This is a genomic window from Dehalococcoidia bacterium (assembly GCA_035310145.1).
In the GTDB taxonomy this organism is placed as follows: Bacteria; Chloroflexota; Dehalococcoidia; order CAUJGQ01; family CAUJGQ01; genus CALFMN01.
Map to the genome: position 1 here is coordinate 1 of DATGEL010000080.1, position 23,451 is coordinate 23,451.

Genomic DNA, 23,451 nt, shown 5'->3' on the forward strand with positions numbered 1-23,451 from the left:
CATGATCACCAGCGCCAGCGCGATCGAGCCGTAGACCGCGCCGCTGCTCAGGCCATTGATCAGTTGTTGCTGGTCGAAGACCACATCGGCGCCGCTCAGCGCCAGGGTGATCGCCCCGGCGTACAGCACGAGCATGAGCAGGACGAGCCGCCGCACCGGCGTGCCAAACGATCGCAGCCGCACAGGCTCCCTGCCCCGCTTTTCCGACATCCACGATGCCGCGTCCCCCAATCATGCGGCGAATGCGGCCATCAAGGGCAAGGCACGATGCATCGGCGCCAGATCGAGCAGGAGTCAGAATTGCCGACGCGCGAAGGCGATCGGCCGCGGGCGGGCCGCATGGCCTCACCCCCGGCCCCTCTCCATCGTATGGAGAGGGGAGCTTTGGATCGGAGCTGTGGAGCCGCTGCGCCTCGCCCTCAGCTCTGAGGCCGCGCGCCATGATCTCCCCTTCCCCACGCAGTAAGGAGCGGGGCAAGAGGAATGACTCCGGGCTGGGGCCCGGCCTCAGTCCGCCGCGGCGATGGCCGGATCGGCCTGCCTGGCTCGCTCGACCTCCTGCGCCAGCGTGGCGTGGCCCACGCGCTCGCAGAAGTCACCGAAGCCCTCGCTGCCGTGCCGTTCGATGCGGAACTTTTCGAACAGCGGGCGCAGCGTCGCGGCGACCTTCCGTGGCGGCACCAGCTCGGCCACAAGGCCGTTCAGGCGCGTGCCCTCGGGGTTGCCGCCCACGTAGACGTTGTAGGCGCCGCCCGTGCGCCCCACCAGGCCGATATCCGCCACCCAGGGCCGGGCGCAGCCGTTCGGACAGCCGGTCATGCGGATGCTGAGCGGCTCGGCGCCCAGGCCGAGGTGAATCAGCAGCTCCTCCACGTCGTCCACCACGGCGGGCAGGGCACGCTCGGCGTCGGCGATGGCCAGGCCGCAGGTGGGCAGCGCCGGACAGGCCATGGCCGCGCGGCGGGCCGGCAGCGGCGGCTTTACGCTCACGCCGTGCTCTGCCAGCAACGCCAGCAGCGGGTGCTCGTCCTCGCGGCGGATACTGGTCAGCAGCACGTTCTGCTGCGGCGTGAAGCGCAGATCGAGGTTGAAGCGTTGCACGGCCCGGCGGAGGGCCGTGCGCAGGTGCGCGTGCTCATCGTCGCGGATGCGGCCGTTCTCCACATAGAGGCCAAGGAAGAACCGGCCATCCGGCTGCTCGCCGCGCTCGAGGTGGTCGGCGATGCCGGTGATCGGCGGGTTCACCGGCCTGGCAGGGGTCTTGCCCAGCCGCTTGCCCAGCTCCTCGCGGAACGCCTCGACGCCCCACTCGTCGATCAGGTACTTGAGCCGGGCGCGCTTGCGGTCGGAGCGGTTGCCGAAGTCGCGCTGGATGGCGACCACGGCTTCCACCGCGGCGAACAGCTCATCCGCCGGCACGAAGGCGATCGGGCTCGCCAGGCGCGGGTAGGTCGTGCGCACGCCGAAGGACATGCCCAGCCCGCCACCGGCCAACAGGTCCCAGCCGCGCAACCGCCCGCGCTCCAGCACCGCCAGCAGGCCCAGGTCGTTGGTGTGCACGTCGATGCAGTTGTCGTGCGGCAGCGCCAGGCCGATCTTGAACTTGCGCGGCAGATAGGCGGCGCCGTAGAACGGCTCCTGCTCGGCGGCATCGGCAGCGTCGGCGGCAGCCGCATATGGCTCGCCGTCCAAAAACAGCTCGGCGTAGGCGCGGGTGCGCGGCAGAAAGTGGTCGCTGAGCGCGCGCGCCGTCTCCAGCAGCCGCAGCCGCTGGTTTTCGGCCGTCGGCGCCGGGCAGCAGACGACGTTACGCACCACGTCGCCGCAGGCGCCGAGCGTCGTCAGCAGCGCGTCGTTGATCTCACGCAGCGTGCGGCGCAGGTTGCGCTTCAGCACGCCGTGCAACTGGATGTCCTGCCGCGTGGTGATGCGCAGGCTGCCGTTGGCGTAGCGCCCGGCCAGCCGGTCGAGCTCCAGATACGCGGCGCCGCTGATCGCGCCGGCGGGCAGCTTGGTGCGCACCATGAACATGTGCTGCCTGCCGCCCTCGCCGGCGTGGCGCAGCTCGGCGCGGCGGTCGCGGTCGTCCTGCTGGTAGACGCCGTGGAACTTCAGCAGGCTGGCGGCGGGGCCGCCGAGCGCGTCGCCCTCGCGTGCCAGCTCGTCGGCGAGCGAGCCGCGCAGGGCATTGCTGCTGGTCTTGATCTGCTCAACTTTGGACGGTGCGCCGGCGACCGCCCGACCCGAGTCTGCCATGATGCCCTCCCGGCCTGTTCCGCAGCTCGCTATCTTGATTGAGTAAGTCAACTATATCAAGATTACGGGCGGAAGCAAGGCCAGGCCAGGGCACAGGGCGCAGCCCCGCGGGAGCGCGTGCCTCGGGCCGTCGCATCTGCCGACGCGACCGACCTCGCCTTCAGCCCCGACGCTCCCGATGGCGCTCTCCCCTTGACCGGTCATCGGGTGCCACGGGATGGACCGGGGCTGGAGGTCTCAGGCGCGGCGCGGGCCGCGTGCCGCATCGACCACGTAGCCGCCGTCTACCGTGATCGCCTGACCGGTGACGAACGAGGACTCGTCGCTCGCCAGCCAGAGCGCGGCCTGGGCGATGTCGAGCGGCTGGCCGGCGCGCCGGATGGGCTGGATCTGCGCCATGCCCGCCACCCGCACCTCGCGCGGGATCGTATTCTGGAAGCGCGGGTTGTCCAGCACCAGCGGCGTGGCGATGCCGCCGGGACAGATGCAGTTGGCGCGGATGTTCTGCTCGGCGTACTCCACGGCCAGCACCCTGGTGAGCTGGATCACGCCGCCCTTCGCCGCGCTGTAGGCGCCCAGCGTGGCGAAGCCGAGCAGCCCTGCGATCGAGGCGGTGGAGATAATCGAGCCGCCGCCGCGCTCCAGCAGGTACGGCAGGCAGTGCTTCATGCCGAGCCAGACGCCCTTCAGATCGATGGCGATGATGCGGTCGAAGTCCTCCTCGCCGGCGTCGCCGATGCGGCCCTCGTTGAAACCGATACCCGCGTTGTTGTAAACCACGTCGATGCCGCCGTACAGTTCGGCGGCACGGCGGAACATCGCCTGCACGTCCTCGCCGGCGGAGACGTCGGTGTGCAGGTAGGCCGCCCTGCCGCCGCCGGCGGCGATCTCGCGCGCCACCGCCTCGCCCTTCTCGTCCTGCAGGTCGGCGATCAGCACCGCCGCGCCTTCCTGCGCGAACAGCCGCGCCGTCGCCTCACCCATACCGGACGCGGCGCCCGTGATCACCGCGACCTTTCCCGCCAGGCGTGTCATCGTGGTACTCCTTCGTGACTGACTTGTCGGGCCGAGCGTCCGCGCGGCGCGTCCCGTGATTCTTATCGCGCTCTCAGCTTTCCCTCAACCGGCCCTCACCTTCGCGCTGTGAGATGTGCTCAGGGCAACGCGCGCCGCCGGCTGCTCGTGTTGAACTAGAGAGGGAAGCAGTCCGCCGGCAACCCGACCTCCGAGGGGAAACCGCCCGTCATGGATCTGTTTATCGTTCTCGTCGCCGTCGCGCTGTTCGCGACCATGTTGATGCCGCTGCCGGCGCCCGCCGCGCTGGCGGTCGTGCTCTGGGCGCTGGACTGCGGCGTGCCGCTGCCGCTCGTGCTCGCGCTCTACCTGGCGCAGGACGTGCTCTCCTACCTGGCGATCCAGCGGCTGCTGCCCGCGCTTACCCGCCGGCACCGTTCGCTCAGCGGCATCGTGGCGCGGGGTGCGCCGGCGTGGCTGCGCCGGCGCCTGAGCGGCGGCGTGCATGGCACGGCAAGCAGTCGCGCCGGCCTCTTCTCCGCGTCGCTGGTCAGCTTCTACGCGGGCGCAGCGCTGGCGACGCTGCACAACGGCGCCGCTCTGCGCTCCGCGGCCGTCGTGATCGCGGCGGACGTGCTCAAGTGGGCGAACGGGCTGGCGCTGGCGCTGGGCCTGGCCCACGCGCTGCCCGGCTCGCCCTGGACCACATTGGCCGCATCGGCCGCGGGGCTGGCACTGATCCCCGTGCTGCGCGCCCTGCCGCGCAGGCAGCGGCCGGCGCCGGCGTTGGCACCGGTTCGCGTGCAGTGAGCGTAGCCCCGTGATTCGCGGCTCGCGGCGGTGACAGCCCCGGCGGCGTGTGCGAAGATCGCTGCATGCGCATCGACGAATCGCTCACGCCCGGCAATCCGTCGTTTTCGATGGAGTTCTACACGCCGCAGACGCCCGCGGGCTGGCGCACGCTGTGGCGCACGCTCGAGACGCTGCGCGAGTTTCGCCCGCGCTACGTCTCCGTCACCTACGGCGCCGGCGGCTCGCAGCGCGGCGCCACCTTCGACGCCGTGGCGCGGATCAAGCGCGAATACGGCATCGAGGCGATGGCGCACGTCACCTGCCTCAGCCATACGCGCGATGAGCTGCGCGCGATTTTCCAGAAACTGCGCGACGACGGCATCGAGAACGTGATCGCCCTGCGCGGCGACCGGCCGCGCGATCTGCCCGACTTCCAACCTCCCGTCGACGGCCTGCCGCACGCCACGGAGATGATGCGCTTCATCCGCGAGGAGGGCTACGACTTCTGCCTGGCGGGCGCGGCCTATCCGGAGATGCACCCGGAGAGCCCCGACCGCGCCACGGACCTGGCGCACACGCGCCTGAAGGTCGCGGCCGGCGCCACGCTGCTGATCACGCAGCTCTTCTTCGACAACGCCTTCTACTTCGACTTTATGGAGCGGGTGCGCCGCGCCGGCATTGACGTGCCGGTGATTCCCGGCATCATGCCGATCGTCGATATCGCCCAGATCCGCCGCATTACCCAGGGCTGCGGCGCCACGATCCCGGCGCGGCTGGAGAACGAGCTGCAGCGCTGCGACACGCCCGAGGCGGCGCTGGCGCTCGGCGTGCGCTGGGCGACGATGCAGTGCGTGGAGCTGCTGGAGCGCGGGGCGCCGGGCATCCACTTCTACACGCTGAACCGCAGCCCCGCCACGCGCCTGGTGCTCGAAGCCCTGGGGTAGGAGTGCCGGCCGCGGCGTTCGGCCCTCATCCTCTCGTCTCTCCTTCGTTGGTTGGAGATGCCGTTCCACGGCATGGCGGTCCTGGCGGGAAGGAGACGATCCAGCCTGGAGCGTTCCGATCTCCGTACGGTTAACCCGACGGCGTTCGAGCCGCGCCGAGCTGAGTCTCCCCTCTCCCAGGATTGGGAGAGGGGCCGAGGGTGAGGGCCGAGAGGCCGGCGACGAAGTTCGGCACCACGGCGCTCGCTTCGCTCAGGTCGATCGTGCGCAACTCGGCGGCCAGTGCGGTGACATCCTGCCCCGCGGCCGCGAGCTCGGCCGCATCGTGCTCGGCGATGGCGGCCAGCACGGCGCCGCTGATCTCGGGGTGGAACTGCACGCCCAGCACGCTGCCATGCGCGAAGGACTGCACACCGTGGTCGCTCTCGGCCAGCAGCGCGGCGCCGGGCGGCAGCTCGCTCACCACGTCGTAATGACCCTGCGCGCCGCGGAAGACGTGCGGCAGACCGGCGAAGAGCGTGGGATGAGCGCGGCCCGCGTCCGTCAGGCGCAGCTCGCAAAAGCCGAACTCGCGCCCCAAAGGGTTGCGCACGACCGCGCCGCCCAGCGCCGAGGCGAGGATCTGGTGACCGAAGCAGATGCCCAGCACCGGGAAACCGGCAGCGTGCAGCCCGCGCAGGTACGCCTCCAGCCGCAGCATCCACGGCGCCCGTTCGTATACCGCCGCCAGGGAGCCGGGCACGATCGCGGCGACGAAGCCGGCCGTTTTCGGCAGCGGCGAGCGGCCGTCGTACGCGGGCACCCCGACAAGCTCGCTGTCAGGCAGCAGGCGACGCAGCCAGCCCGTGCCGTTCGACTCGGCGCCGAGCCAGCTCACGGGCGGCATCGTCTCCAGCACGAGGATGCGCCGGCGGCCGCTTTCTGAGGCCGGCGCATCGAGTTCGCGGCCCGGTTTCGCTGGTGCCGTCATCCAGTGTGATCCTCCATTTCTCGTCGTCGTGCTGATCTCGACCGGGGCCGGCGTCAGTCGTCCGGCTCGATCGTGCTGGTCAGGCCGAACTGCTCGAGCCGCTCGCGGTAGAACTCGGCGCGCTCTTTCGGCGTGACGATCACCAGTGCCACGCCCTCGCTGTGCGCCTCGAACATGATCGCCGTGGCCTCGTCCGGCGTCAGGCTTTGCACGGTCAGCAGCAGCGCGTAGACGACGTGCTCCATCGAGTTGTAGTCGTCGTTGTGCAGCATCACCCGCCACGGCGGCAGCAGCACCGTGGTGGTGGTGGTGCGCTCTTCGATATCCGGTGTGCTGACCGCCGCAGGACGCATCGTTGCCGCCTCCGGCCTCACGCGGGCCGCTCTGCTTCGGCACCATTCTACCGTGTGGAGCGTCGGGCGAAGCGTGCAGGCGGGGACGGGCGCTGGTACAGTACGGCCTGAAGCGGTCGCGCGGGCGGCCGCCCCCGGCCCGCGCCAACTCTGCTGAAAGAGGTCTCAGGATGTCCGCTGCCGCTCGTCCGATTCATTTCGGCGTCTCGCTGCCGCAGATCAGCCGTAGCTGGGAGGAGACGCGCCATGCCGCCGAGACCTTCGAGCGGCTCGGCTACGACTCGGTCTGGCTGAACGACCATCTCTACGGCGTGCCGCGGCCGGACATCCCGATCCTCGAATGCTGGACCACGCTCACCGCCGTGGGCGCGGTCACCGAGCGGGTGCAGCTCGGCACGGTTGTCTCGCCGCCGGGCTTCCGCAACCCGGCGCTGCTGGCCAAGATCGTGGCCACGCTCGACCAGATTACGAACGGCCGCGTGATCCTCGGCATGGGCGCCGGCTGGTTCGCGCAGGAGTTCCGCGGCTACGGCTTTCCTTTCCCGGAGACGAAGGCGCGGCTGGAGCAGCTCGCGGAGGCGGCGGAGATCAGCAAGCGCGCCTGGACCGAGCCCGGGCTCAGCTTCCAGGGCAAGCACTTCCAGACCGAAAACCTGATCCTCGCTCCCGCGCCGGTGCACCAGCCGCACCCGCCCATCCTGATCGGCGGCGGCGGCGAGAAAGTCCTGCTGCGCATTGCCGCGCGCTGGGCGGACATCTGGAACAACCCCGCGGCGCAGCAGACGCGGCTGGAGCAGAAGATCGACATCCTCAAGCGGCACTGCGCCGCCGTCGGCCGCGACCCGGCCGCGATCACCATCTCGCAGCAGTGCCTCGTGCTGATCGCGCGCAACGAGGACGAAGCCGGGTCCATGATCGAGCGAGCGACGAAGCTGTTCGGCGGGCACATGGGCGACGTGCACGGCCCGCTGGCGATCGCGGGCACGCCGGAGACGGTGGCGGCGCGCATCCAGCGTCACATCGACCTCGGCTGCACGATGTTCGTGATGGAGTTCTTCGGCCGCGACACGCGCGAGCCGGCGCAGCTCTTCGCCGAGACGGTGCTGCCGCGCTTCCGCGAGGGCGCCGGCAGCCGTGCGCCCGCGGCCGCCCGCGGCGCCTAACCCTGATTCGGCTTGCGCCGAGTCTGTCCCTTCCCGACGCTGGCAGGGACGCCTGGAGCGCTCCCGCTGTCGTGCGAGGGCAGCGGATCCTGGTGTCCTTGCAGGACGCGCGGCGCAAGCGTCGGAGGCCTCCAGTAACAGCCATCGCCTGCGAGGTCGGGGTAGGCGCAGCGGGTGAGCGTGGGCACGTCGTTCGCGCGAACAATACGGTACGATCGAAGCGGGCGGGCCGCGAACAGGTCCGCTCGTGGAGACAGGGCGTGTTCCTCGTAGGTCAGACCGGCCGCCTGCTGGACCTCGGCACGGCGGCCTTTCGCATCTTCTTCGGCTACATGGCGCTGCGCTGGCGCCGGCGGTACCTGCACCAGACTATCCCGCCCGAACGCTGGTCGCGGCAGCACGCGCTGGCGGCGGGCCTGCTCTACGGCGCCGCCGTTCGCCGCCAGGGGCTGCTGATCAAGCTCGGCCAGCTGATCGCGGCGCGGCCCGACATCTTTCCCAGCGAATATGTGCGCGAGCTGTCGCGCCTGCACGACCGTGTGCCGCCGCGCAGCTACGCGGAGATCGCGCCGGTGCTGCGGCGCGGCCTCGGCACGGCGCCGCAACGCGTGTTCAAGAACTTCGACCGCACGCCGCTCGCCGCGGCCTCGCTGGCGCAGGTGCACCGCGCCGTCTTGCAGGACGGGCAGGAGGTCGCGGTCAAGATCCAGTACCCGGGCATCGAGTCGGTGGTGAAGGCCGACCTCTTCGGGCTGAACGTCGTCAAGTGGGCGCTGGCGCGGCTGCTGCCCGAGCTGAACATCGGCGAGATCGTCGATGACCTGCGCGCCTCGATTCCGCAGGAGCTCGACTTCGTGCACGAGGGCCGCAACGCCGAGCGCGTGGCCCGCAACTTCGCCGGCAAGCCGGGCGTGATCGTGCCGCGCATCGTCTGGGAGCACAGCTCGCGCCGCGTGCTGGTGATGGAGTTCATCCGCGGCATCAAGATCACCGAAACGGAGAAGCTGCGCGAGGCGAAGATCGATCTGAAGGCGCTCTGCCGGCTCTTCCTTGGCATCTACTTCGATCAGATCATGGTGCACGGTTTCTTTAACGCCGACCCGCATCCCGGCAACCTGCTGGTCGTGCCGCGGAGTGGCGGCGAGGCGGAGATTACCCTGCTCGATTTCGGCCTGGTGAAGGAGCTGACGCCCCGGTTCCGCGTGGGCTCGGCCTATCTTTGCCGCGCGATCCTCACCTTCGACCCGATCGCCACGCGCGAGGCGTACCACCGCATGGGCGTGCGCACGCGCGACGACTCGCTGCAGACCTACGTCACCCTGGGCACACTCTTCCTCGGCTTGCCGGAACACATCCGCGGCGAGAAGAGCCTGTTCGACCAGCAGTCGTGGGAGCAGAGCGGCATCGACGTGCGGGCGATGTACCGCGCCGACCCCGTGATCAGCCTGCCGCCGGAGCTGCTGCTCGTTGGCCGGGCGATCACACTGATGGGCGGCGTGATGTTCGCCCTCGACATGTGGGCCGACATGTGGTCGATGATCCTCGACTACAGCAATCGCGTGATCGCTGAGTACGAGGCGGAGCGCGTCGCCTGACCCGTTCGACGCTCGCGCGGGCGGGCAGGCTGGTAAGATCGGCGTATGTGGGAGAGCGACGGACCCTACACGCCGGACGAGCTACGGGCGATGCGCCGCCTGATCGTCGCGTCCGGCATCGGCATCGCGGAGTGGGTGCAGCGCACGCGGCGCTCGGCCGAGTTCGTGCGCTCGCTCAGCGCCGAGCAGGCCGAGGTGATTACCACCGAGGCGCTGGCCGTTGCCGCCGAGCCGGACGACCTCGGCGGCGCGGTGGAGATGGCCGAGGCGATCGCCGTCTTCGCCGGCGTGGCGCCGGCGGAGCGGCAGAAGACGCTCTGGCGCCTGCTGCTGGAGTTCCGGCACCGCCATTATCCGCGGTCATGCGATGAATAACCGGGCTGGGTGGAGACGATGGCGAGTGACGCGGCCGGCGACGCGAACGGCGGCGGAGCGCCCGGCATGCTGCCCTGGCAGCGCCGCCTGAGCGAGCACCTGGCGGGCCTGAGCGCGGCGCAAACTGAAGCGTTGCACGCCGACGCCGTCAGCCGGCTCGACCGCGCCGCGCGCGCCCGGCCGCTGACGCTGGCAGAAACGGCGACGCTCAGCGCCCTGGCCGCCTATCTGGCGCCGCGTGTCGCGCGGCGCAGCGACGGCAAGCCCGCGATCGATGAAGCGGTGCTCTTCGGCCTGATGGCGGGCTACCAGCTGGCGATCGGCGAACAGTCGCCGCTGGAGCCCGACCCCTTCGCCTGACCTGCCCGCGTCGGCGCGAGCGTGCGTGGTGATTGCCGTGTCCGCTACTGCAGCGAGGCGTGCAGATCACCGCCCAGCACCGGCTGGCGCTGACCGTTGTCCGGCGTCGCCTGCAGCACGACGCTGAGGTGATAGCCCGCGCCCACGTTCCAGCGCGTCATATCGATCGCGCGGAAGGCGGAGCCGGAGCCGTCCGGCGTGAGGGCGCCGCCGTCCCACTTGTTGTCACCAGACGTAAACCAGATGTGATACTGCTGCCCCGCGGCGGCCGGCGGCAGGTGCTGCACCAGCACCACGCACTGCTTCTTCTCCGGGTTCCAGATCACGCCGCCGGTTGCCGTGGCGTTCTGCGCGGGGTCGAGCTCGCTGGTGACCGTGCCCTGGGAGGCCAGCAAGGTCAGCGCCGTCTGCGAGACGGGCAGAAAGCCCTGCGGCTGGCTGCGCGCCAGCGCCTGCTGGTGCTTCACGTCCGAGAGCTGGCCCTGCAACGAGAGCGACCACGCCGCCAGCCCGACCAGCGCCAGCAGCAGCGCCGCCGCCGCCAGCGCCGGCAGACGCGGCCCGCCGGCCAACACTCGCCGCCAGCGGCTGATCGGCACGGGCGCCCGACCATGCTCCGCGGCTGGCGGCGATCCAGACGGTGCGGCCGTTCGCGGCGGCGCGAACTCGCGCACGTTGTTTGCCGGTGCGGGCGACTGTGAGGCGCTGCCTGCCGTCTCCGCTGCCGGACCGGGCCTGCGAGCAAAGCCGGCGGCATCGACGCCCGCAGCCTCGGCGCCGACCGCGGCGAGCACGCGATCGCGCAGCGCCGCCGGGGCGCGCCTCGCCGGGGCGCTCAGCGGCAGACGCTCGACCACGGCGCGGGCAAGCCGCAGCTCCCGCGCGCAGGCCGCGCAGCCGGCAACGTGCTGCTCCGCCGCCGCCGTCTCCTCGGGAGAGAGGGCGCCCAGCGCCAGCGCCTCGACGTTTTCGCGAAACTCCTCGCAGGTCATAGGACGCCTGTGCTCTCTGTCTCCACTCCAAGTGCAAAGCGCAGCTTGCGCATGCCCAGCCGCACGCGCGTCTTGATCGTGCCCAGCGGCGTGCGCAACTGCTCCGCGATCTCCTGCTGCGTCAGGCCGCCGAAATAGGCCAGCTCGATCGCCTCGCGCTGCTCGACCGGCAGTTGCTGCAACGCCGCGCGGATTTCGCTCCGCTCCGACGAGAGCACGGCCAGCCGCGCCGGGTCGGCCGCGTTCTCGTCCACCGGGTCGTCGGCGCCCTCGGCGGGCGGCGACTCGTGCAGCCGCCGCCGCCCGCGCGAGCGGACTTCATCGACGGCGCGGTTGCGGGCCACGCTCAGCAGCCAGGACATGAACCGCCCTCGATCCGCGTCAAAGCTGGCGGGGAAGCGCCAGAAGCGCAGGAAGACGTCCTGCACCACATCCTGCGCCGCCGCCGGATCGGCCAGCACGCGCATCGCCACACCGTAGACGAGGTCGGCGTAGCGATCGTAGACGATGCGGAAGGCGATCTCGTTGCGCGCAGCAATGAGCGCGGCCAACTCCTCGTCCGTCCGCTCAAGGTCAGACACACCTGCACCCGTTCTCTCGACGCTGACCGACCCACGGCCAGGGCAGAGCAGAACGCGGCGTCCTGTCGGTAATACGCTGCAAAACGCCGCACGGATTGGCCGCGCCTGCCGGGCGCGCGACGCGACCGCCTCATTGTAGCAGCGTAGCAACGTAGCAGCCGCGCCACTCCCGGTTTCACAGTCTTTTAGCACCGCATTAACCGCCGGAGCCTAGGAGCGTGGCAGCGGCCGGCGTAGCGTGAAATGCAGAGAACCGCGCAGTCCGAAGGAGAGCATCTGTCGTGAATCATGCACGCTTCGCCGCGCTGGCACTGGCCGGCGTGGCCCTCGCGGCGTCGGTGGCCTGCACCGGCAAAGCCAAACCGGCCGCGACCAACAACGCCAACACCGCCGCCCCGGCGGCCGCGGCCAGCCCGGCCGCAAGCAGCGTCCGCGGCGCCGCGAGCACTGTCGCCGCCGGCTCATCCAGCAGTGCAGCGGCCGCTGCGACAGCCGCGCCGTCCTCGAGCGGCGCCGCGTCCGCCGCCAGCCCAACCCTGACCACGGCAACCAGTCCGGTGGTGAGCAGCGGCTCGACCACCGACGTGGTGAACGCGCTGCGCCCCAGCGTCGTGCGTATCCGCACCGAAGCCTCGCAGATCGGGCCGTTCGGCTCGATCGGCAACGCCTCGGGCACGGGCACCGGCATGATCCTCGACACCGACGGCCACGTGCTCACCAATAACCACGTCGTTACCCTGGGCAGCAACACGCCCGCGAACAAGATCATGGTGGATCTGGCCGACGGCGAATCGGTGCCGGCCACGATCGTGGGCCGCGAGCCGTCGGCCGACCTCGCGGTGCTCAAGATCAGCGCCAAGAGCCTGACGCCGGTGAAGTTCGCCGATCCGAAGTCGCTGCAGGTCGGGCAGGACGTGATCGCAATCGGCTACGCGCTCGACCTCGGCTCGACGCCGTCGGTGACCAAGGGCGTAATCAGCGCCCTCAACCGCCAGATCGATGAGACGCTGCAGGGCGGCAACGGCAGCCCCTTCGGCGGTGGCACGCCCAACATCGTCGGCGGCGCGATCCAGACCGACGCGGCGATCAACCCCGGCAACAGCGGGGGCCCGCTCGTTAACATGCAGGGCGAAGTCGTCGGCGTGAACACGGCGGGCATCTTCCGCAGCGACAACGGCGAGCCCGTCTCCGGCATCAACTTCGCCGTCTCGGTCGACACGGTGCTGCCGGTGACGAAGGCGCTGATCAGCGGCGGCAAGGTCGACCGCGGCTTCCTGGGTGTGAACCTGGTGCCGATCACGCCCAACGAGGCGCAGGCGAACAACCTCGCGGTGAACGACGGCGCCGGCGTGGCCAGCGTGGTGAGCGGCTCGCCCGCCGACCAGGCCGGGCTCAAGGCGGGGGACGTGATCGTGAAGCTGGGCAGCCGCGACATCCGCAGCGTTGGCGACATCCAGCAAGCGCTGATCGAGAACGGCCCCGGCAAGAAGGTCACGGTCGAGTTCTACCGCGGCAAGGACAAGCAGAGCGTGGACGTGACGCTGGGCTCGCGCCCCACGACCAGCCAGGGCGGCTAGCGACCAGCGCGGCACGCGGCAGCGGCCCCACCCTCCGCGATACCTGTGGAGGAAGGGGCCGCTGCCGCGCGCCGTGTCGCCTACCCCTCCCGCGCCGGACTGCTCGGACCTTCCCTTTCCACAGGGGAGGGCGGCCCGAGAGCTTTCGACAGCCCTCGAATGGCCCATTCATGTCGGGCCAGAGCGCAGCGCAACGGTTGCAGATGGGCGCACTGCGCCCAGGTCAAACGGAGACTTCGCACGCAGCCGCGGCGTTCTGCAGATTGCCGCTCCGCGGCGATGTTGAATCAAGGCGGGGGAGGCCCGGCCGCGCGTGCGCGTCTGCTACGCTGCCAGCGATGGGCCTGCGCCGCTCCCTTGCCGCCGCTTCGCCGATCTTCGGCAGCTCCGCGCCGCTCTGGACGGCGGCGTTGCCCGCCGTCGCCTTCGTGGCGGCCACGCTGCAACTCGCGCTTTCCGCCGTCGATCCGGACTACTGGTGGCACCTGACCACCGGCCGCTGGATCCTGGACCACAGCCGCATTCCCACCACCGACCCGTTCTCCTTCACGCACGCCGGCCAGAACTGGTACGCCCACGAGTGGCTCTCGGAGCTGGCGCTGGCGCTGGCGGACAAGATCGCCGGCTACAGCGGCGGCATCCTGCTCACGGCGGTGATCGTGGCGGCGGGCGCCTGGCTGCTGGGCCGCGCCGCGCGTTACTACGGCGCCACGTCGCTTGAGGCGTTTCTGCTGGTCTGCGGCGGCAGCTTCTTCATCCTGCCCAACATCGCCGTGCGGCCGCAGGTCTTCGGCTGGGCGCTGTTCGCGCTGGTGCTGCACGAGCTGGCGGCGCACGACAGCGGCGTCCGGCCCCGCCTCTGGCAGCTCGCGCCGATCTTCCTGCTCTGGATTAATGTGCATCTTTCGGCGCTGATGGGCGGCGGCGCCGTGGCGCTCTACGTGCTGCACCGTGCCCTGCGCTGGTGGTTCAGCCGCGGCTCCGAGCGCGGCTGCGAGTGGCGGCGCCTGCGCCACGCCTTCCTCGCCGCCGCGCTCGCGGCGCTTGCGCTCTGCCTCAATCCGCGCGGGCCGGCGCTGATCTGGTTCTCCCGCACCTATCTCAACCCCCATGCCGTGCGCCTGCGCTACATTGGCGAGTGGCAGCGGCCCAGCTTCTCCGGCGATGACCGCTGGCTGTTCGCGGCGGCGGCGGGCATCGTCGTGCTCACCCTCTTGACCGCGCTCTGGCAGCGGCGGCTGTGGCCCGGCGTGCTGGCGCTGGTTTTCGCCGCCTCGGCGCTGCGGGCCACGCGCTACGGGCCGCTGTTCGGCATCGTCGCCATCCCCGCCGCGGGCTGGGTGGTGGCGCGCTTCCGTCTGCGCCGCGGTCTTCCCGTCGCGCGGCCGGCGCCGCGCATCCTCTGGGCGGGGCTGGCGCTGTGCACGTTGCCGGCGATCTGGGCCGGCGCCTGGCTGCGCGGCCCGTCGCAGTTCCGCCGTGTCCCCGACGCGCACGTCGGCGGCTACCCCGTGGATGCCGCAGCCTGGGTGCAGCAACACCGACCCCGCCCGCGGCTGTTCAACGAGTACGGGTGGGGCGGCTTTTTGATCTACACGTTCGCCCCTGATCGCGCTGTCTACATGGACGGACGCGAGGAGATGTACGGCGAGCGCTTCTTCGACCACTTCGTGCGCACGATCGACGCCGAGCCGGGCTGGCAGCAAACGCTGCGCGATGCGAAGATCGATGCGGCGATCCTGGCGCCGGGCGGGGCGCTGGCAACGGCGATGGACAACGATCCCGGCTGGCGCCGCACCTATGGCGATGCCGTCGCCGTGGTCTACGTCCCGTCAGACACCACCGCGAAGCGGCCCTGAGTGAGTGACGGGAACGGACGCGTGGTCGATGACACGCCGGGGCGCTCGCCAGCGGATCTGGCGAAGCGCTTCCTGGTCTTCGCGGAGAACGAGTGCCGCGGCCGCTCGCCGCTGTACGAGCGGCTGAGCGTCGCCATCGCCGGGGATGAGGATCTGCTGCGGCTGGCGGCGGCCGCGCGCGAGCGCCAGCCCGTGCCAAACCTGCTCTTCGGCGCGGTGCAGCTCCTGCTGCTGAAGGGCGAAGGGCCGGAGCTGGCTCGCTTCTACCGCACGCTGGGCAGCGACCAGCCGCCGGAGATCGACCCGTTTCCAGCGTTCCGCGCCTTCTGCCTTGGACACGCGGACGCGATCGCCGCGATCCTGCGCGTGTGCATCGTGCAGACGGCGCACGCGCGGCGCTGCGCCCTGCTGCTGCCGGCCTTCGCGCTGGTCAGCCGCGGCTTCGGGGGCCGGCCGCTGGCGTTGATCGAGGTCGGCGCCAGCGCGGGGCTGAACCTGGTCTGGGATCGCTACGGCTACAAATATTCGAACGGGCGGCGCTGCGGCGATCCCGCCGCGGCCATGCAGCTCACCTGCGAGCTGCGCGGCCCACTGGCGCCGCCGCTGCCGGATGCATTGCCGGAGGTCGGCTGGCGTCTGGGCCTCGACCTCAACCCCATCGACCTCGGCGATCCGGAGGAGTCGCTGTGGCTGCGGGCGCTGATCTGGCCAGACGAGCCGGGGCGAGCCGAGTTGCTGCGCCAGGCGATCGCCGCCGCGTCCGGCGCCGGGCTTCCCCGTATAATCGCCGGCGACGCGCTGAAGACGCTGCCCGCCGCGCTGGCCGAGGCGCCGCGCGAGCTGCCGCTGTGCGTCTACCACAGCTTCACGCTCAACCAGTTCTCCGGGGACGCCCGCCGCGAGTTCAACGCCCTGCTCGCGGCGGCGGCACGCACGCGCGACCTCGCGGTCGTTTCGCTGGAAGCGCTGACACGGCTCACCCCGATCCCCGAGCTCACCCTGCGGCTGCCAGCGGACTCAGAACCGCGTCCGCTGGCGCACTGCGATCCGCACGGCGCCTGGCTGGAGTGGGCTGATTCCGACAGCGCCGTTCCCCGCGATACGGGAGCAGGAGCATGACCATGGACACCGCAAAGCGCGACGCCCTGATCGGCACGCCGCACACCGCCGTGCTGGCGACGCAATGGACGCGAGGCCGCGTGCACACGGCGCCGGTCTGGTATCTGTATGAAGACGGCGTGTTCAAAATCATCACGGAGCGCGGCTCGCAGAAGCACCGCAACGCCGTGCGCGCCGGCCGCGCCACGATCTGCGTGGACGAGCGCGACGGCCGCTTCGCCTACGTGATGGCCGAGGGGCCGGTGCGCGTGGTCGATCCGGTCTCCTTCGAGCAGCGGCTGGCGCTGCACCGGCACTACCGCGGCGAAGAAGGCGCCCACCGTGCCGTCGACGGCGGCGGCCATGAGAAGATGGTGATGCTGGTGGTCACGCCGGAGCGCTGGATCGGCTGGGGACTCTAAGCGCCGCTCAGCGGGTCGGTGAAGCTTCTGCGGCCCAGCCGGCGCGGCGCGGCAGCAGCGCGGCGAGCGGCAGGCACATCACCACGGCGATCAGGGCGAAGCCGGTGAAGGCCGGCGCGTAGCCGTGGCCGTTGTCGTAGAGCGCCCCGGCGATCACAGGACCGAGCACCAGCCCCGGTTGCAGCAGCAGGAAGAAGACGCCCTGAATGCGGCCCAGCGCCGCCGGGTCGAAGTCGCGCGCAAACAGCATCACCGCGAGGATGCGGATATTGCCGGCGCCGAGCCCGAAGGCGAGCACGAACAGCAGGAGCACGGGCAGCGACTGCGGCGCCAGCGCAAAGGCGAGCAGGCCGGCCGCCTGCAACGTGAAGCTGACGATCGCCAGCAGCAGCGGGTCGAAGGAGTCGGCCAGCCAGCCGCAGCCCAGCCGGCCGCCCGCGCCGAGCACGTTCACGGCCGTCACCGCCGTCACGGCCAGCGAGTCGGCCAGGCCCGCGTCTTTCAGGCGCGGCAGCATCAGCAGCAGCGCCGCCTGGTTGCCGGCCTGCACGCCGCAGGCCGCGATCGTGATCCACCAGAAGCGCCGGCTGCGCAGCGCCGCGCTCAGGGCGCCGCCACCCGTGCGAACGGCGCCTGAGGACGCCGTCCGCCAGCGTCCGGCGCGGGCAGGGCGCTCGCGCCGGGCGCCCGCGGCCGATTCTTCGCGGCCGAGCGGCAGCAGGCCGAGGTCTTCCGGCCGGTGCCGCAGCAGGGCGCAGGCGGGCAGGCTGACGATGAGCATGACAACGCCGGCGATCGCGAAGGCCGTGCGCCAGCCCGCGGCATCGACCACCGGCTTCCACACGGGCACGAGAAAGGCGCCGATCGAGCCGCCGCCGAGGATCAGCCCGATCGCCAGGCCGCGCCGGCGCTCGAACCAGAGGGCGGCGGCAGCCGGCCCCGTGCCCGAGGCCCAGATCCCGTAGCCGATCGAGACCAACGCCCACGCGGCCAGAAAGCCGCCCAGGGAGCTGGTGCGGCTGAGCGCCAGCAGCCCCAGTCCGCCGCAGAAGCTCGCCAGAATCAGCATGCGCCGCGGGCCGGAGCGGTCGAACCAGGCGCCGACCAGTGGCGCCACCACGCCTGTCAGCACGTTGGTGAGCGAGAAGATGAAGGCCAGCAGCGCCGCGCTCCAGCCGAAGGCATGGCGCACGGGGGTGAAGAACACGGTGAGGCCGTAGATCAGCGTGCCGGCCCAGTAAATGTTGAGCACGACGAAGCCAAGCACGATCCACCAGCCGTAGAACACGTGCCGGCTCGTCATCGTCTGGCTCTGCTCCGCCTGGCCCACGCATGCTGCCGCCGAGGGCAGGCAGCGCCGCGGCCAACGCTGCTAGCATGGGTGCACATCAGCCCCTACTGTAGCAGCCGTCGTGCCGTCGTAATGAGAGAAAGGACGCGGGCATGCGCTATCTGCCGATCGAGGAACACGGCGTGATCGGCGATATGCACACCGCCGCGCTGGTCGGCGTCGACGGCACGATCGACTGGCTGCCGTTCCCGCACTTCGATTCGCCCAGCGTCTTCGCCTCGATCCTGGACGCGAAGCAGGGCGGCTACTTCCGCATCTCGCCCGTCAACGACGGCGTGCGCTGCAAGCAGCTCTATCATCCGGACACCAACGTGCTGATCACGCGCTTCCTCTCACCCGACGGCGTGGGCGAGCTGGTGGATTTCATGCCGGTCCACACGTCGACGGCGACGGCGCGGCGGCATCTGCTGGTGCGCCGCGTCACCGTCGTACGCGGCAGCGTCCGTTTCCGCCTCGAATGCCGTCCGGCCTTCAACTACGCGCGCACCGAGCACACCTTGCGGCTGCACAAGGGCAGCGGCGCCTCCTTCCACACCGACGATCTCTCGCTTGGCCTGGCCACGGCGGTGCCGCTGCACCGCCGTGGTCCCCATGTATTCGCCGAGTTCACGCTGGAAGCCGGCCAATCGGCCAGCTTCGCCCTGCAACGCCTCGTCAAGGGTCACGAGGCCGCCGGTCCGCTGCTGTCGGACGACGAGTACGCGCACTTGTATCAGCAGACCGTCGGCTACTGGCGCACCTGGCTCTCGCGCTGCACCTACCGCGGCCGCTGGCAGGAGATGGTGCGCCGCTCGGCCCTGGCGCTGAAGCTGCTGACCTATCAGCCGACCGGCGCACTGGTCGCCGCGCCCACGACCAGCCTGCCCGAATCGATCGGCCACGGGCGCAACTGGGACTACCGCCACACCTGGATCCGCGACGCCAGCTTCACGCTCTACGCCCTGCTGCGCATCGGCTTCACCGACGAGGCCGAGCGCTTCATGGAGTGGGTCGGCGCCCGCTGCGCCGAGCTCAAACGGGACGGCTCGCTGCAGATCATGTACGGCATCGACGGCCGCCACGATCTGCAAGAGGAAACGCTCGACCACCTCGAAGGCTACCGCGGCTCGAAGCCCGTGCGCGTGGGCAACGGCGCGGCCCGCCAGTTGCAGCTCGACATCTACGGCGAGCTGATGGACAGCGTCTTTCTCTACAACCGCGACGCCGTGCCGATCTCGATCGACTTTTGGCACAACCTGCGCCGTCTGCTCGACTGGCTCTGCGACAACTGGCGGCAGCCCGACGACGGCATGTGGGAAGTGCGCGGCGGCCCGCAGCAGTTCACCTATTCGAAGATGATGTGCTGGGTGGCCTACGAGCGGGCGATGCGCATCGCCCAGCACCGCAGCCTGCCCGCCGACTGGGAGCGCTGGCGGCAGACGCGCGATGCGATCTTCGAGCAGGTGCTGCACGAGGGCTGGGACAAGCAACTGAAGGCGTTCACCCAGCACTACGGCAGCGCCGCGGTCGATGCCAGCCTGCTGCTGATGCCCGTGGTCAAGTTTCTCGGCCCCACCGATCCGCGCGTGCTGGGCACCTTGGACGCGGTGCTGGGCCAGCTGGTCTCCGACAGCCTCGTCTACCGCTACGACCCGCGCCGCGCCGCCAGCGACGGGCTGGAGGGGCAGGAAGGGACGTTCTGCATTTGCACCTTCTGGCTGGTCGAGGCGCTGACGCGCGCGGGCCGGCTCGACGACGCCCGGCTGGTGCTGGAGAAAATGTTCACCTACGCCAACCACCTCGGCCTCTACGCCGAGCAGATCGGCCCCTCCGGCGAGTCGCTGGGCAATTTTCCCCAGGCGCTCACCCATCTCTCGCTGATCACCGCGGCCTACAACCTGAACGCGGCGCTGGACCGCACGCGCGGGCGCCAGGGCGCGGAGCAGGAGAGCTGGACACAGGGATAGCAGCCGGGCGCCGCCTACGCCTCACCCGCCAGCAGGTCGCGGCCATCCGCCTGCGCCGGCGGCTCGATGCCCAGCAGCGCCGCCAGCGTGGGCGCCAGATCGATCGCGCGGGCGCCGGGCAGCCGCAGCCCTGCCGGCACGCCGGGGCCGGCCAGCAGCAGCGGTGGGCGCATGTTGACGTTCAGCCGCTCGTCGATCGCGTCCGGCAGGTAGCCGTGCTGGCCGAGCAGCGGCGAGGGGGCGATCAGCTCATGCGCGTCGGGCGCGTCGAACTGGTGCGGCGGCGCGGCGAAGACGACGACATCGCCGCTGCGGCCGGCAAAGCGCATCGTCGCCGGGCCGCACGAAGTCGGAATCGCTCCCGTCTCCTCGAAGCCGTAGACCGCGTCGATCGCACGCTCACCGTTGCCGTTCAGCGCCAGGAAGGCCGCCTTGATGCGCTCGCAGGTTGAGGCGTACGCGGCCGCGGGCACCACGCCGCCCGGCTCGCGCCCGGCCAAATTGACGTAGACGTTGCAGGTGCCGCCGGCCCAGAAGGCGACGGCGCGGCTCTGCGGCAGCGGCTGGCCAGCGGCGTCCGCGACCAGCAGGCCAGCGCGCTCCAGCACCAGATTGGCGTTGATCGAGCGCCAGGCGGCGCCGAAACCGTGGTCGGCGCTGACCGCAACCAGCGCGTCGTCCGGCATCTGCTCGAGCAGGAAGCCGAGCAGCCGGTCGGCTCCCGCGTAGGCCGCGCGCAGGTAGCGTTCATAGCGCGCCGCCTGCGCCGGGTCGTAGCCGGGGTAGGCCGGCGTGACGCAGGCCATGAACTGGTGTGAGAACTCGTCGGTGACGGGCGCCCCGGCGAAGAGCAGATCCGGCTGATACGCTTCGATCGCATGGCGGTAGACGGCCTCGACGTTGGCGTAGAACATCAACCCCTGCTCGACGTAGGTCTCGGCGTCGACCAGGCCGGCCTCGATCGGGCCGTGATCGGCCGTCTCCGGCACGGCGAAGACCTCGCTCGCCAGCAGATCTTCGAGGTCCGGCCGGCTGGCCCGCGCCCGTGAGATCGTGGTGAAGGCGAGCCAGCACTGCGCCAGGTCCGGCGCCAGCGCGATCAGCTTGAAGTGCAAGCCGGCCAGCCGCCCGTCGCTGAGACGCACACGCACCGGCGCCCACTCGCCCGGCCGCAGCGTGGCGACTTCGCTCATGCCGTCGCGCCGTTCGGCGATCAGCACGCGGTCGTAGCCGGTGGCGCTCGTCGCGTAGACATAGGCATGGTAGACGCGGTCCGGATTCTCCGCGGGCCGCGTGCTGGCGATGGTGAGCTCGGCCTCGCGCGGCGGCAGCGTGCTCGGCGGCGCGTTCCGCCAGCCCGTGGCGGGCGGGAAGTCGCTGCGCAGGTCCGCCAGTCCTAGCCGCGCCGCGATCTCCGAGCGGTAGCCCGGCGGGTCGTGCCGCAGCAGGGCGCCGCGGGCGGAATAGAAGGTGCGGAAGTCGATCACCGGGCCGGCACAGGTCGCGGGCAAAGTGCCCGGCCACTCGACGCAGGCGACGCTCAGGCCCTGCCGCTCCGCCGCCTGGGCCAGCGTCTCCGCCTGCAACAGCCGGGCATCGAAGCCGGAGGACGCCTCGGTGATCGGCGTGTCGGTGGCGTGGAAGACGTTGTTGATTGCGCCGCTGGTGCCGGACCAGGCGCCCGTCTGCAGCGTGGCCCAGCCGGCGCCCGTGTTGGTGGGCAGCGCCGGCAGGCAGCCGCCGGCGCCGCTGACGCCGCGCGCCAGCAGCCGCTGAAACACCGGCATGGCGCCCGCGGCAACGTAACGCGCCATCAGGTCGTGGCGCATCCCGTCTGAGGCGAAGAACAGCAGGCGGCGGGGACGGTCGGCCTGGGTGCTCATCTCGAAGAGTATACGACGGCCGGCTGCCGGCGCTGCTTCGCGCACACCATCGAAGCTACGACTCGGAAGGCGCCGCCTCCGCGGCGGGCGCCTCCGCCTCGGCCGGCGGCGCCTCGGCGGCGGCCTCCTCGACTTCCTCTTCCGCGGCCGCCTGGCGCGTGACGCTGGCAACGAGCAAGTCGGGGTCGGCCAGCAGCGTGACGTTGGCAGGCACGGGCAGGTCGCGGACGTGGATCTGCGAGTCGAAGCCGGTCATGCCCGAGATGTCGGCGGCGATGTGCTGCGGGATATCGCCCGGCAGGCACTCGACATCAACCCGATCCAGCGCCTGCACCACGAGGCCGTCGAGATCGGCGACCGGGGCGCTGCCGCTGAGGACAACCGGCACGGCGACGGACATCTTCTCCGTCATCGAGACCTGCTGGAAGGCGACGTGCTTCAGCTGGCCCGTCAGCGCGAAGCGCTGGATCTCGCGCACCACGGCCGTGCGCGGCGCGCTCTCGCCGTCCACCGTGATCGCGACCAGCCCTGTGTGGCCGGCGGCGTGCACCACATGCCTCAGCTCGCGTTCGCCGGCCTGCACCGGCGTGGACTGCTGGCCGCGGCCGTAGACGTTGCAGGGCACGAGCCCTGCGCGGCGCAACCGGCTGACTTTCTTGCCGAGCACAGTGCGCGGCTGCGCGGCGAGTTCGGTCGTAGCCATGACGGTGAAGGCTCCTTCAGGCCGGGCGCGGCGCCGCGGCGAGCGCAGACAACAGGGCCGGTGCCTGCAAATGGGCGTACTACAACGTGGGCGCGAAGCCCCACACACTGGCGGATCGTAGCAACGGCCCGCGTATTGCGTCAATTTCGCGCCTTCCGCACGCTCGAGCTGTGCGAACCGCCGACTTCGACTACGAGCTGCCGCCCGAGCTGATCGCCCAGACCGCCGCCGAGCCGCGCGACGCCTCGCGGCTGCTGGTGCTGCCCGCCGAGGGCGAGGCCGAGCACCGCGTCTTCCGCGACCTGCCCGGCTATCTGCGCCCCGGCGATGCGCTGGTGCTCAACGACACGCGCGTGATCATGGCGCGGCTGCGCGGGCGCCTGCTGCCCGGCCGCGGCGGCGTGGAAGCGTTGCTGCTGCGCGATCTCGGCGACGGGCGCTGGGAGGCGCTGGTGCGGCCAGGTCGACGCTTGCGGCCGGGGCGCGAGGTTGACTTCGACGGCCTGCGCGGCACGGTAGACGAGGCGCGCGGCGAGGGCTTCGCCGTGCTGCGCTTTCCGCCGGGCACGGATCCGACCGCGCACGGCGCCCTGCCGCTGCCCCACTACATCCACGAGCTGCCGGCCGACCCGGAGCGCTACCAGACCGTCTACGCCCGCGCGCCCGGCAGCGCCGCCGCGCCCACGGCCGGCCTGCACTTCACGCCGGCGTTGCTCGACCAGCTTCGCGGGCGCGGCGTCGGCGTGCACTTCCTCACGCTGCACGTCGGGCCGGGCACCTTCCGGCCCGTCTCGGTCGACGATCCGGCCAGGCACCCGATGCACGAGGAGTGGTTCACGATCGCGGAAGAAACGGCGGCGGCGCTGAACGCGGCACGGGCGTCCGGCGGGCGCATCGTGGCGGTGGGCACGACCGTGGTGCGCACATTGGAGCAGGTGGCGGCCGACACGCCCGACGGCGCCCTGCGCGGCGCCCGCGGCTGGACACGGCTGCTGATCCTGCCGGGCTACCGGTTCAGAGCGATCGACGCGCTGATCACTAACTTCCACCTGCCGCGTTCGACGCTGCTGATGCTCGTCTCCGCCTTCGCGGGGCGCGAACGGGTGCTGGCCGCCTACGCCGAGGCCGTGCGCCGGCGCTACCGCTTCTACTCCTTCGGCGACGCGATGCTGCTCTTCCCAGCACGCGGCGGCGAGCCGGCGATGCGCTGACGCTCG

Annotated in this window: 22 protein-coding genes; 12 read left to right on the top strand and 10 right to left on the bottom strand. The window is 71.0% G+C overall.

The window, feature by feature from the left end:
• The 3 genes from VKV26_15185 to VKV26_15195 all read right to left on the bottom strand — a co-directional run.
• Positions 1-183: hypothetical protein (locus tag VKV26_15185; GenBank protein HLZ71244.1), on the bottom strand; the 183-nt coding region annotated here is incomplete at its 3' end.
• A 324-nt stretch (positions 184-507) separates the two neighbouring features.
• Positions 508-2,256 (bottom strand): NADPH-dependent assimilatory sulfite reductase hemoprotein subunit, encoded by a 1,749-nt coding sequence (locus VKV26_15190; protein ID HLZ71245.1) that lies wholly within the window; start codon positions 2,254-2,256, stop codon positions 508-510.
• Between the two features lie 237 nt (positions 2,257-2,493).
• A complete protein-coding gene (locus VKV26_15195) occupies positions 2,494-3,291 on the bottom strand; it encodes a glucose 1-dehydrogenase (GenBank protein ID HLZ71246.1) in 798 nt (265 codons plus the stop codon).
• 210 nt (positions 3,292-3,501) lie between these two features.
• Here VKV26_15195 and VKV26_15200 point away from each other — a divergent pair, with 210 nt between their 5' ends.
• On the top strand, positions 3,502-4,080 hold the full coding sequence (locus VKV26_15200; GenBank protein HLZ71247.1) for a hypothetical protein: 579 nt from the start codon (positions 3,502-3,504) through the stop codon (positions 4,078-4,080).
• 65 nt (positions 4,081-4,145) lie between these two features.
• Positions 4,146-5,006 carry a methylenetetrahydrofolate reductase [NAD(P)H] gene (gene metF / locus VKV26_15205; GenBank protein ID HLZ71248.1) on the top strand — a complete coding sequence of 287 codons (861 nt, stop codon included), beginning with the start codon at positions 4,146-4,148 and terminating at the stop codon, positions 5,004-5,006.
• A 130-nt stretch (positions 5,007-5,136) separates the two neighbouring features.
• On the opposite strand, the gene VKV26_15210 is transcribed toward metF, so the two are convergent.
• Together VKV26_15210 and clpS are read right to left on the bottom strand one after the other, a co-directional pair.
• Complete coding sequence (locus VKV26_15210) at positions 5,137-5,976, bottom strand: gamma-glutamyl-gamma-aminobutyrate hydrolase family protein (protein HLZ71249.1); 840 nt, start codon at positions 5,974-5,976, stop codon at positions 5,137-5,139.
• Positions 5,977-6,029: 53 nt separating this feature from the next.
• The gene (gene clpS, locus VKV26_15215; GenBank protein ID HLZ71250.1) at positions 6,030-6,329 is read right to left on the bottom strand and encodes an ATP-dependent Clp protease adapter ClpS; all 300 of its coding nucleotides are present in this window, start codon (positions 6,327-6,329) and stop codon (positions 6,030-6,032) included.
• A gap of 170 nt (positions 6,330-6,499) precedes the next feature.
• On the opposite strand from clpS, the gene VKV26_15220 reads away from it, so the two are divergent.
• From VKV26_15220 to VKV26_15235, 4 genes are all read left to right on the top strand, one after another.
• Positions 6,500-7,492, top strand: coding sequence for a TIGR03560 family F420-dependent LLM class oxidoreductase (locus VKV26_15220; GenBank protein HLZ71251.1), 993 nt, complete (start codon positions 6,500-6,502; stop codon positions 7,490-7,492).
• Positions 7,493-7,752: 260 nt separating this feature from the next.
• Entirely contained in the window at positions 7,753-9,087 is a 1,335-nt protein-coding gene (locus VKV26_15225) for an ABC1 kinase family protein (protein HLZ71252.1), read from the top strand.
• A 45-nt stretch (positions 9,088-9,132) separates the two neighbouring features.
• A complete protein-coding gene (locus VKV26_15230; protein HLZ71253.1) occupies positions 9,133-9,462 on the top strand; it encodes a hypothetical protein in 330 nt (109 codons plus the stop codon).
• 18 nt (positions 9,463-9,480) lie between these two features.
• Complete coding sequence (locus tag VKV26_15235) at positions 9,481-9,822, top strand: hypothetical protein (protein ID HLZ71254.1); 342 nt, start codon at positions 9,481-9,483, stop codon at positions 9,820-9,822.
• 44 nt (positions 9,823-9,866) lie between these two features.
• Here the strand turns inward: VKV26_15235 and VKV26_15240 are convergent, their stop codons facing one another.
• Positions 9,867-10,814 (bottom strand): anti-sigma factor, encoded by a 948-nt coding sequence (locus tag VKV26_15240; protein ID HLZ71255.1) that lies wholly within the window; start codon positions 10,812-10,814, stop codon positions 9,867-9,869.
• Positions 10,811-11,395 (bottom strand): sigma-70 family RNA polymerase sigma factor, encoded by a 585-nt coding sequence (locus VKV26_15245; GenBank protein ID HLZ71256.1) that lies wholly within the window; start codon positions 11,393-11,395, stop codon positions 10,811-10,813. The genes VKV26_15240 and VKV26_15245 overlap by 4 nt, the downstream gene beginning before the upstream one ends.
• 281 nt (positions 11,396-11,676) lie before the next feature.
• Here VKV26_15245 and VKV26_15250 point away from each other — a divergent pair, with 281 nt between their 5' ends.
• From VKV26_15250 to VKV26_15265, 4 genes are all read left to right on the top strand, one after another.
• A complete protein-coding gene (locus VKV26_15250) occupies positions 11,677-12,972 on the top strand; it encodes a trypsin-like peptidase domain-containing protein (GenBank protein HLZ71257.1) in 1,296 nt (431 codons plus the stop codon).
• A 338-nt stretch (positions 12,973-13,310) separates the two neighbouring features.
• A complete protein-coding gene (locus tag VKV26_15255; GenBank protein HLZ71258.1) occupies positions 13,311-14,831 on the top strand; it encodes a hypothetical protein in 1,521 nt (506 codons plus the stop codon).
• 21 nt (positions 14,832-14,852) lie between these two features.
• Positions 14,853-15,950, top strand: a complete 1,098-nt coding sequence (locus tag VKV26_15260) for a DUF2332 domain-containing protein (GenBank protein HLZ71259.1) — start codon at positions 14,853-14,855, stop codon at positions 15,948-15,950.
• 2 nt (positions 15,951-15,952) lie between these two features.
• Positions 15,953-16,351, top strand: a complete 399-nt coding sequence (locus tag VKV26_15265) for a pyridoxamine 5'-phosphate oxidase family protein (GenBank protein HLZ71260.1) — start codon at positions 15,953-15,955, stop codon at positions 16,349-16,351.
• Positions 16,352-16,358: 7 nt separating this feature from the next.
• On the opposite strand, the gene VKV26_15270 is transcribed toward VKV26_15265, so the two are convergent.
• Positions 16,359-17,654 (bottom strand): MFS transporter, encoded by a 1,296-nt coding sequence (locus VKV26_15270; GenBank protein HLZ71261.1) that lies wholly within the window; start codon positions 17,652-17,654, stop codon positions 16,359-16,361.
• Positions 17,655-17,794: 140 nt separating this feature from the next.
• Here VKV26_15270 and VKV26_15275 point away from each other — a divergent pair, with 140 nt between their 5' ends.
• Positions 17,795-19,648 (top strand): glycoside hydrolase family 15 protein, encoded by a 1,854-nt coding sequence (locus VKV26_15275; protein HLZ71262.1) that lies wholly within the window; start codon positions 17,795-17,797, stop codon positions 19,646-19,648.
• A 14-nt stretch (positions 19,649-19,662) separates the two neighbouring features.
• Here VKV26_15275 and VKV26_15280 read toward each other — a convergent pair whose 3' ends face one another.
• Positions 19,663-21,531 carry an alkaline phosphatase family protein gene (locus tag VKV26_15280; protein ID HLZ71263.1) on the bottom strand — a complete coding sequence of 623 codons (1,869 nt, stop codon included), beginning with the start codon at positions 21,529-21,531 and terminating at the stop codon, positions 19,663-19,665.
• A 55-nt stretch (positions 21,532-21,586) separates the two neighbouring features.
• Complete coding sequence (locus tag VKV26_15285; GenBank protein ID HLZ71264.1) at positions 21,587-22,234, bottom strand: 50S ribosomal protein L25; 648 nt, start codon at positions 22,232-22,234, stop codon at positions 21,587-21,589.
• Positions 22,235-22,404: 170 nt separating this feature from the next.
• On the opposite strand from VKV26_15285, the gene queA reads away from it, so the two are divergent.
• Positions 22,405-23,445 carry a tRNA preQ1(34) S-adenosylmethionine ribosyltransferase-isomerase QueA gene (gene queA / locus VKV26_15290; GenBank protein ID HLZ71265.1) on the top strand — a complete coding sequence of 347 codons (1,041 nt, stop codon included), beginning with the start codon at positions 22,405-22,407 and terminating at the stop codon, positions 23,443-23,445.
• Positions 23,446-23,451: the final 6 nt, after the last annotated feature.

What these genes read in the sequence shown, in the direction of transcription:
- VKV26_15190 (HLZ71245.1), bottom strand. Translation starts at nt 2,256, where the DNA reads ATGGCAGACTCGGGTCGGGCGGTCGCCGGCGCACCGTCCAAAGTTGAG.
- VKV26_15195 (HLZ71246.1), bottom strand. Translation starts at nt 3,291, where the DNA reads ATGACACGCCTGGCGGGAAAGGTCGCGGTGATCACGGGCGCCGCGTCC.
- VKV26_15200 (HLZ71247.1), top strand. Translation starts at nt 3,502, where the DNA reads ATGGATCTGTTTATCGTTCTCGTCGCCGTCGCGCTGTTCGCGACCATG.
- metF (HLZ71248.1), top strand. Translation starts at nt 4,146, where the DNA reads ATGCGCATCGACGAATCGCTCACGCCCGGCAATCCGTCGTTTTCGATG.
- VKV26_15210 (HLZ71249.1), bottom strand. Translation starts at nt 5,976, where the DNA reads ATGACGGCACCAGCGAAACCGGGCCGCGAACTCGATGCGCCGGCCTCA.
- clpS (HLZ71250.1), bottom strand. Translation starts at nt 6,329, where the DNA reads ATGCGTCCTGCGGCGGTCAGCACACCGGATATCGAAGAGCGCACCACC.
- VKV26_15220 (HLZ71251.1), top strand. Translation starts at nt 6,500, where the DNA reads ATGTCCGCTGCCGCTCGTCCGATTCATTTCGGCGTCTCGCTGCCGCAG.
- VKV26_15230 (HLZ71253.1), top strand. Translation starts at nt 9,133, where the DNA reads ATGTGGGAGAGCGACGGACCCTACACGCCGGACGAGCTACGGGCGATG.
- VKV26_15235 (HLZ71254.1), top strand. Translation starts at nt 9,481, where the DNA reads ATGGCGAGTGACGCGGCCGGCGACGCGAACGGCGGCGGAGCGCCCGGC.
- VKV26_15240 (HLZ71255.1), bottom strand. Translation starts at nt 10,814, where the DNA reads ATGACCTGCGAGGAGTTTCGCGAAAACGTCGAGGCGCTGGCGCTGGGC.
- VKV26_15255 (HLZ71258.1), top strand. Translation starts at nt 13,311, where the DNA reads ATGGGCCTGCGCCGCTCCCTTGCCGCCGCTTCGCCGATCTTCGGCAGC.
- VKV26_15265 (HLZ71260.1), top strand. Translation starts at nt 15,953, where the DNA reads ATGGACACCGCAAAGCGCGACGCCCTGATCGGCACGCCGCACACCGCC.
- VKV26_15270 (HLZ71261.1), bottom strand. Translation starts at nt 17,654, where the DNA reads ATGACGAGCCGGCACGTGTTCTACGGCTGGTGGATCGTGCTTGGCTTC.
- VKV26_15275 (HLZ71262.1), top strand. Translation starts at nt 17,795, where the DNA reads ATGCGCTATCTGCCGATCGAGGAACACGGCGTGATCGGCGATATGCAC.
- VKV26_15280 (HLZ71263.1), bottom strand. Translation starts at nt 21,531, where the DNA reads ATGAGCACCCAGGCCGACCGTCCCCGCCGCCTGCTGTTCTTCGCCTCA.
- VKV26_15285 (HLZ71264.1), bottom strand. Translation starts at nt 22,234, where the DNA reads ATGGCTACGACCGAACTCGCCGCGCAGCCGCGCACTGTGCTCGGCAAG.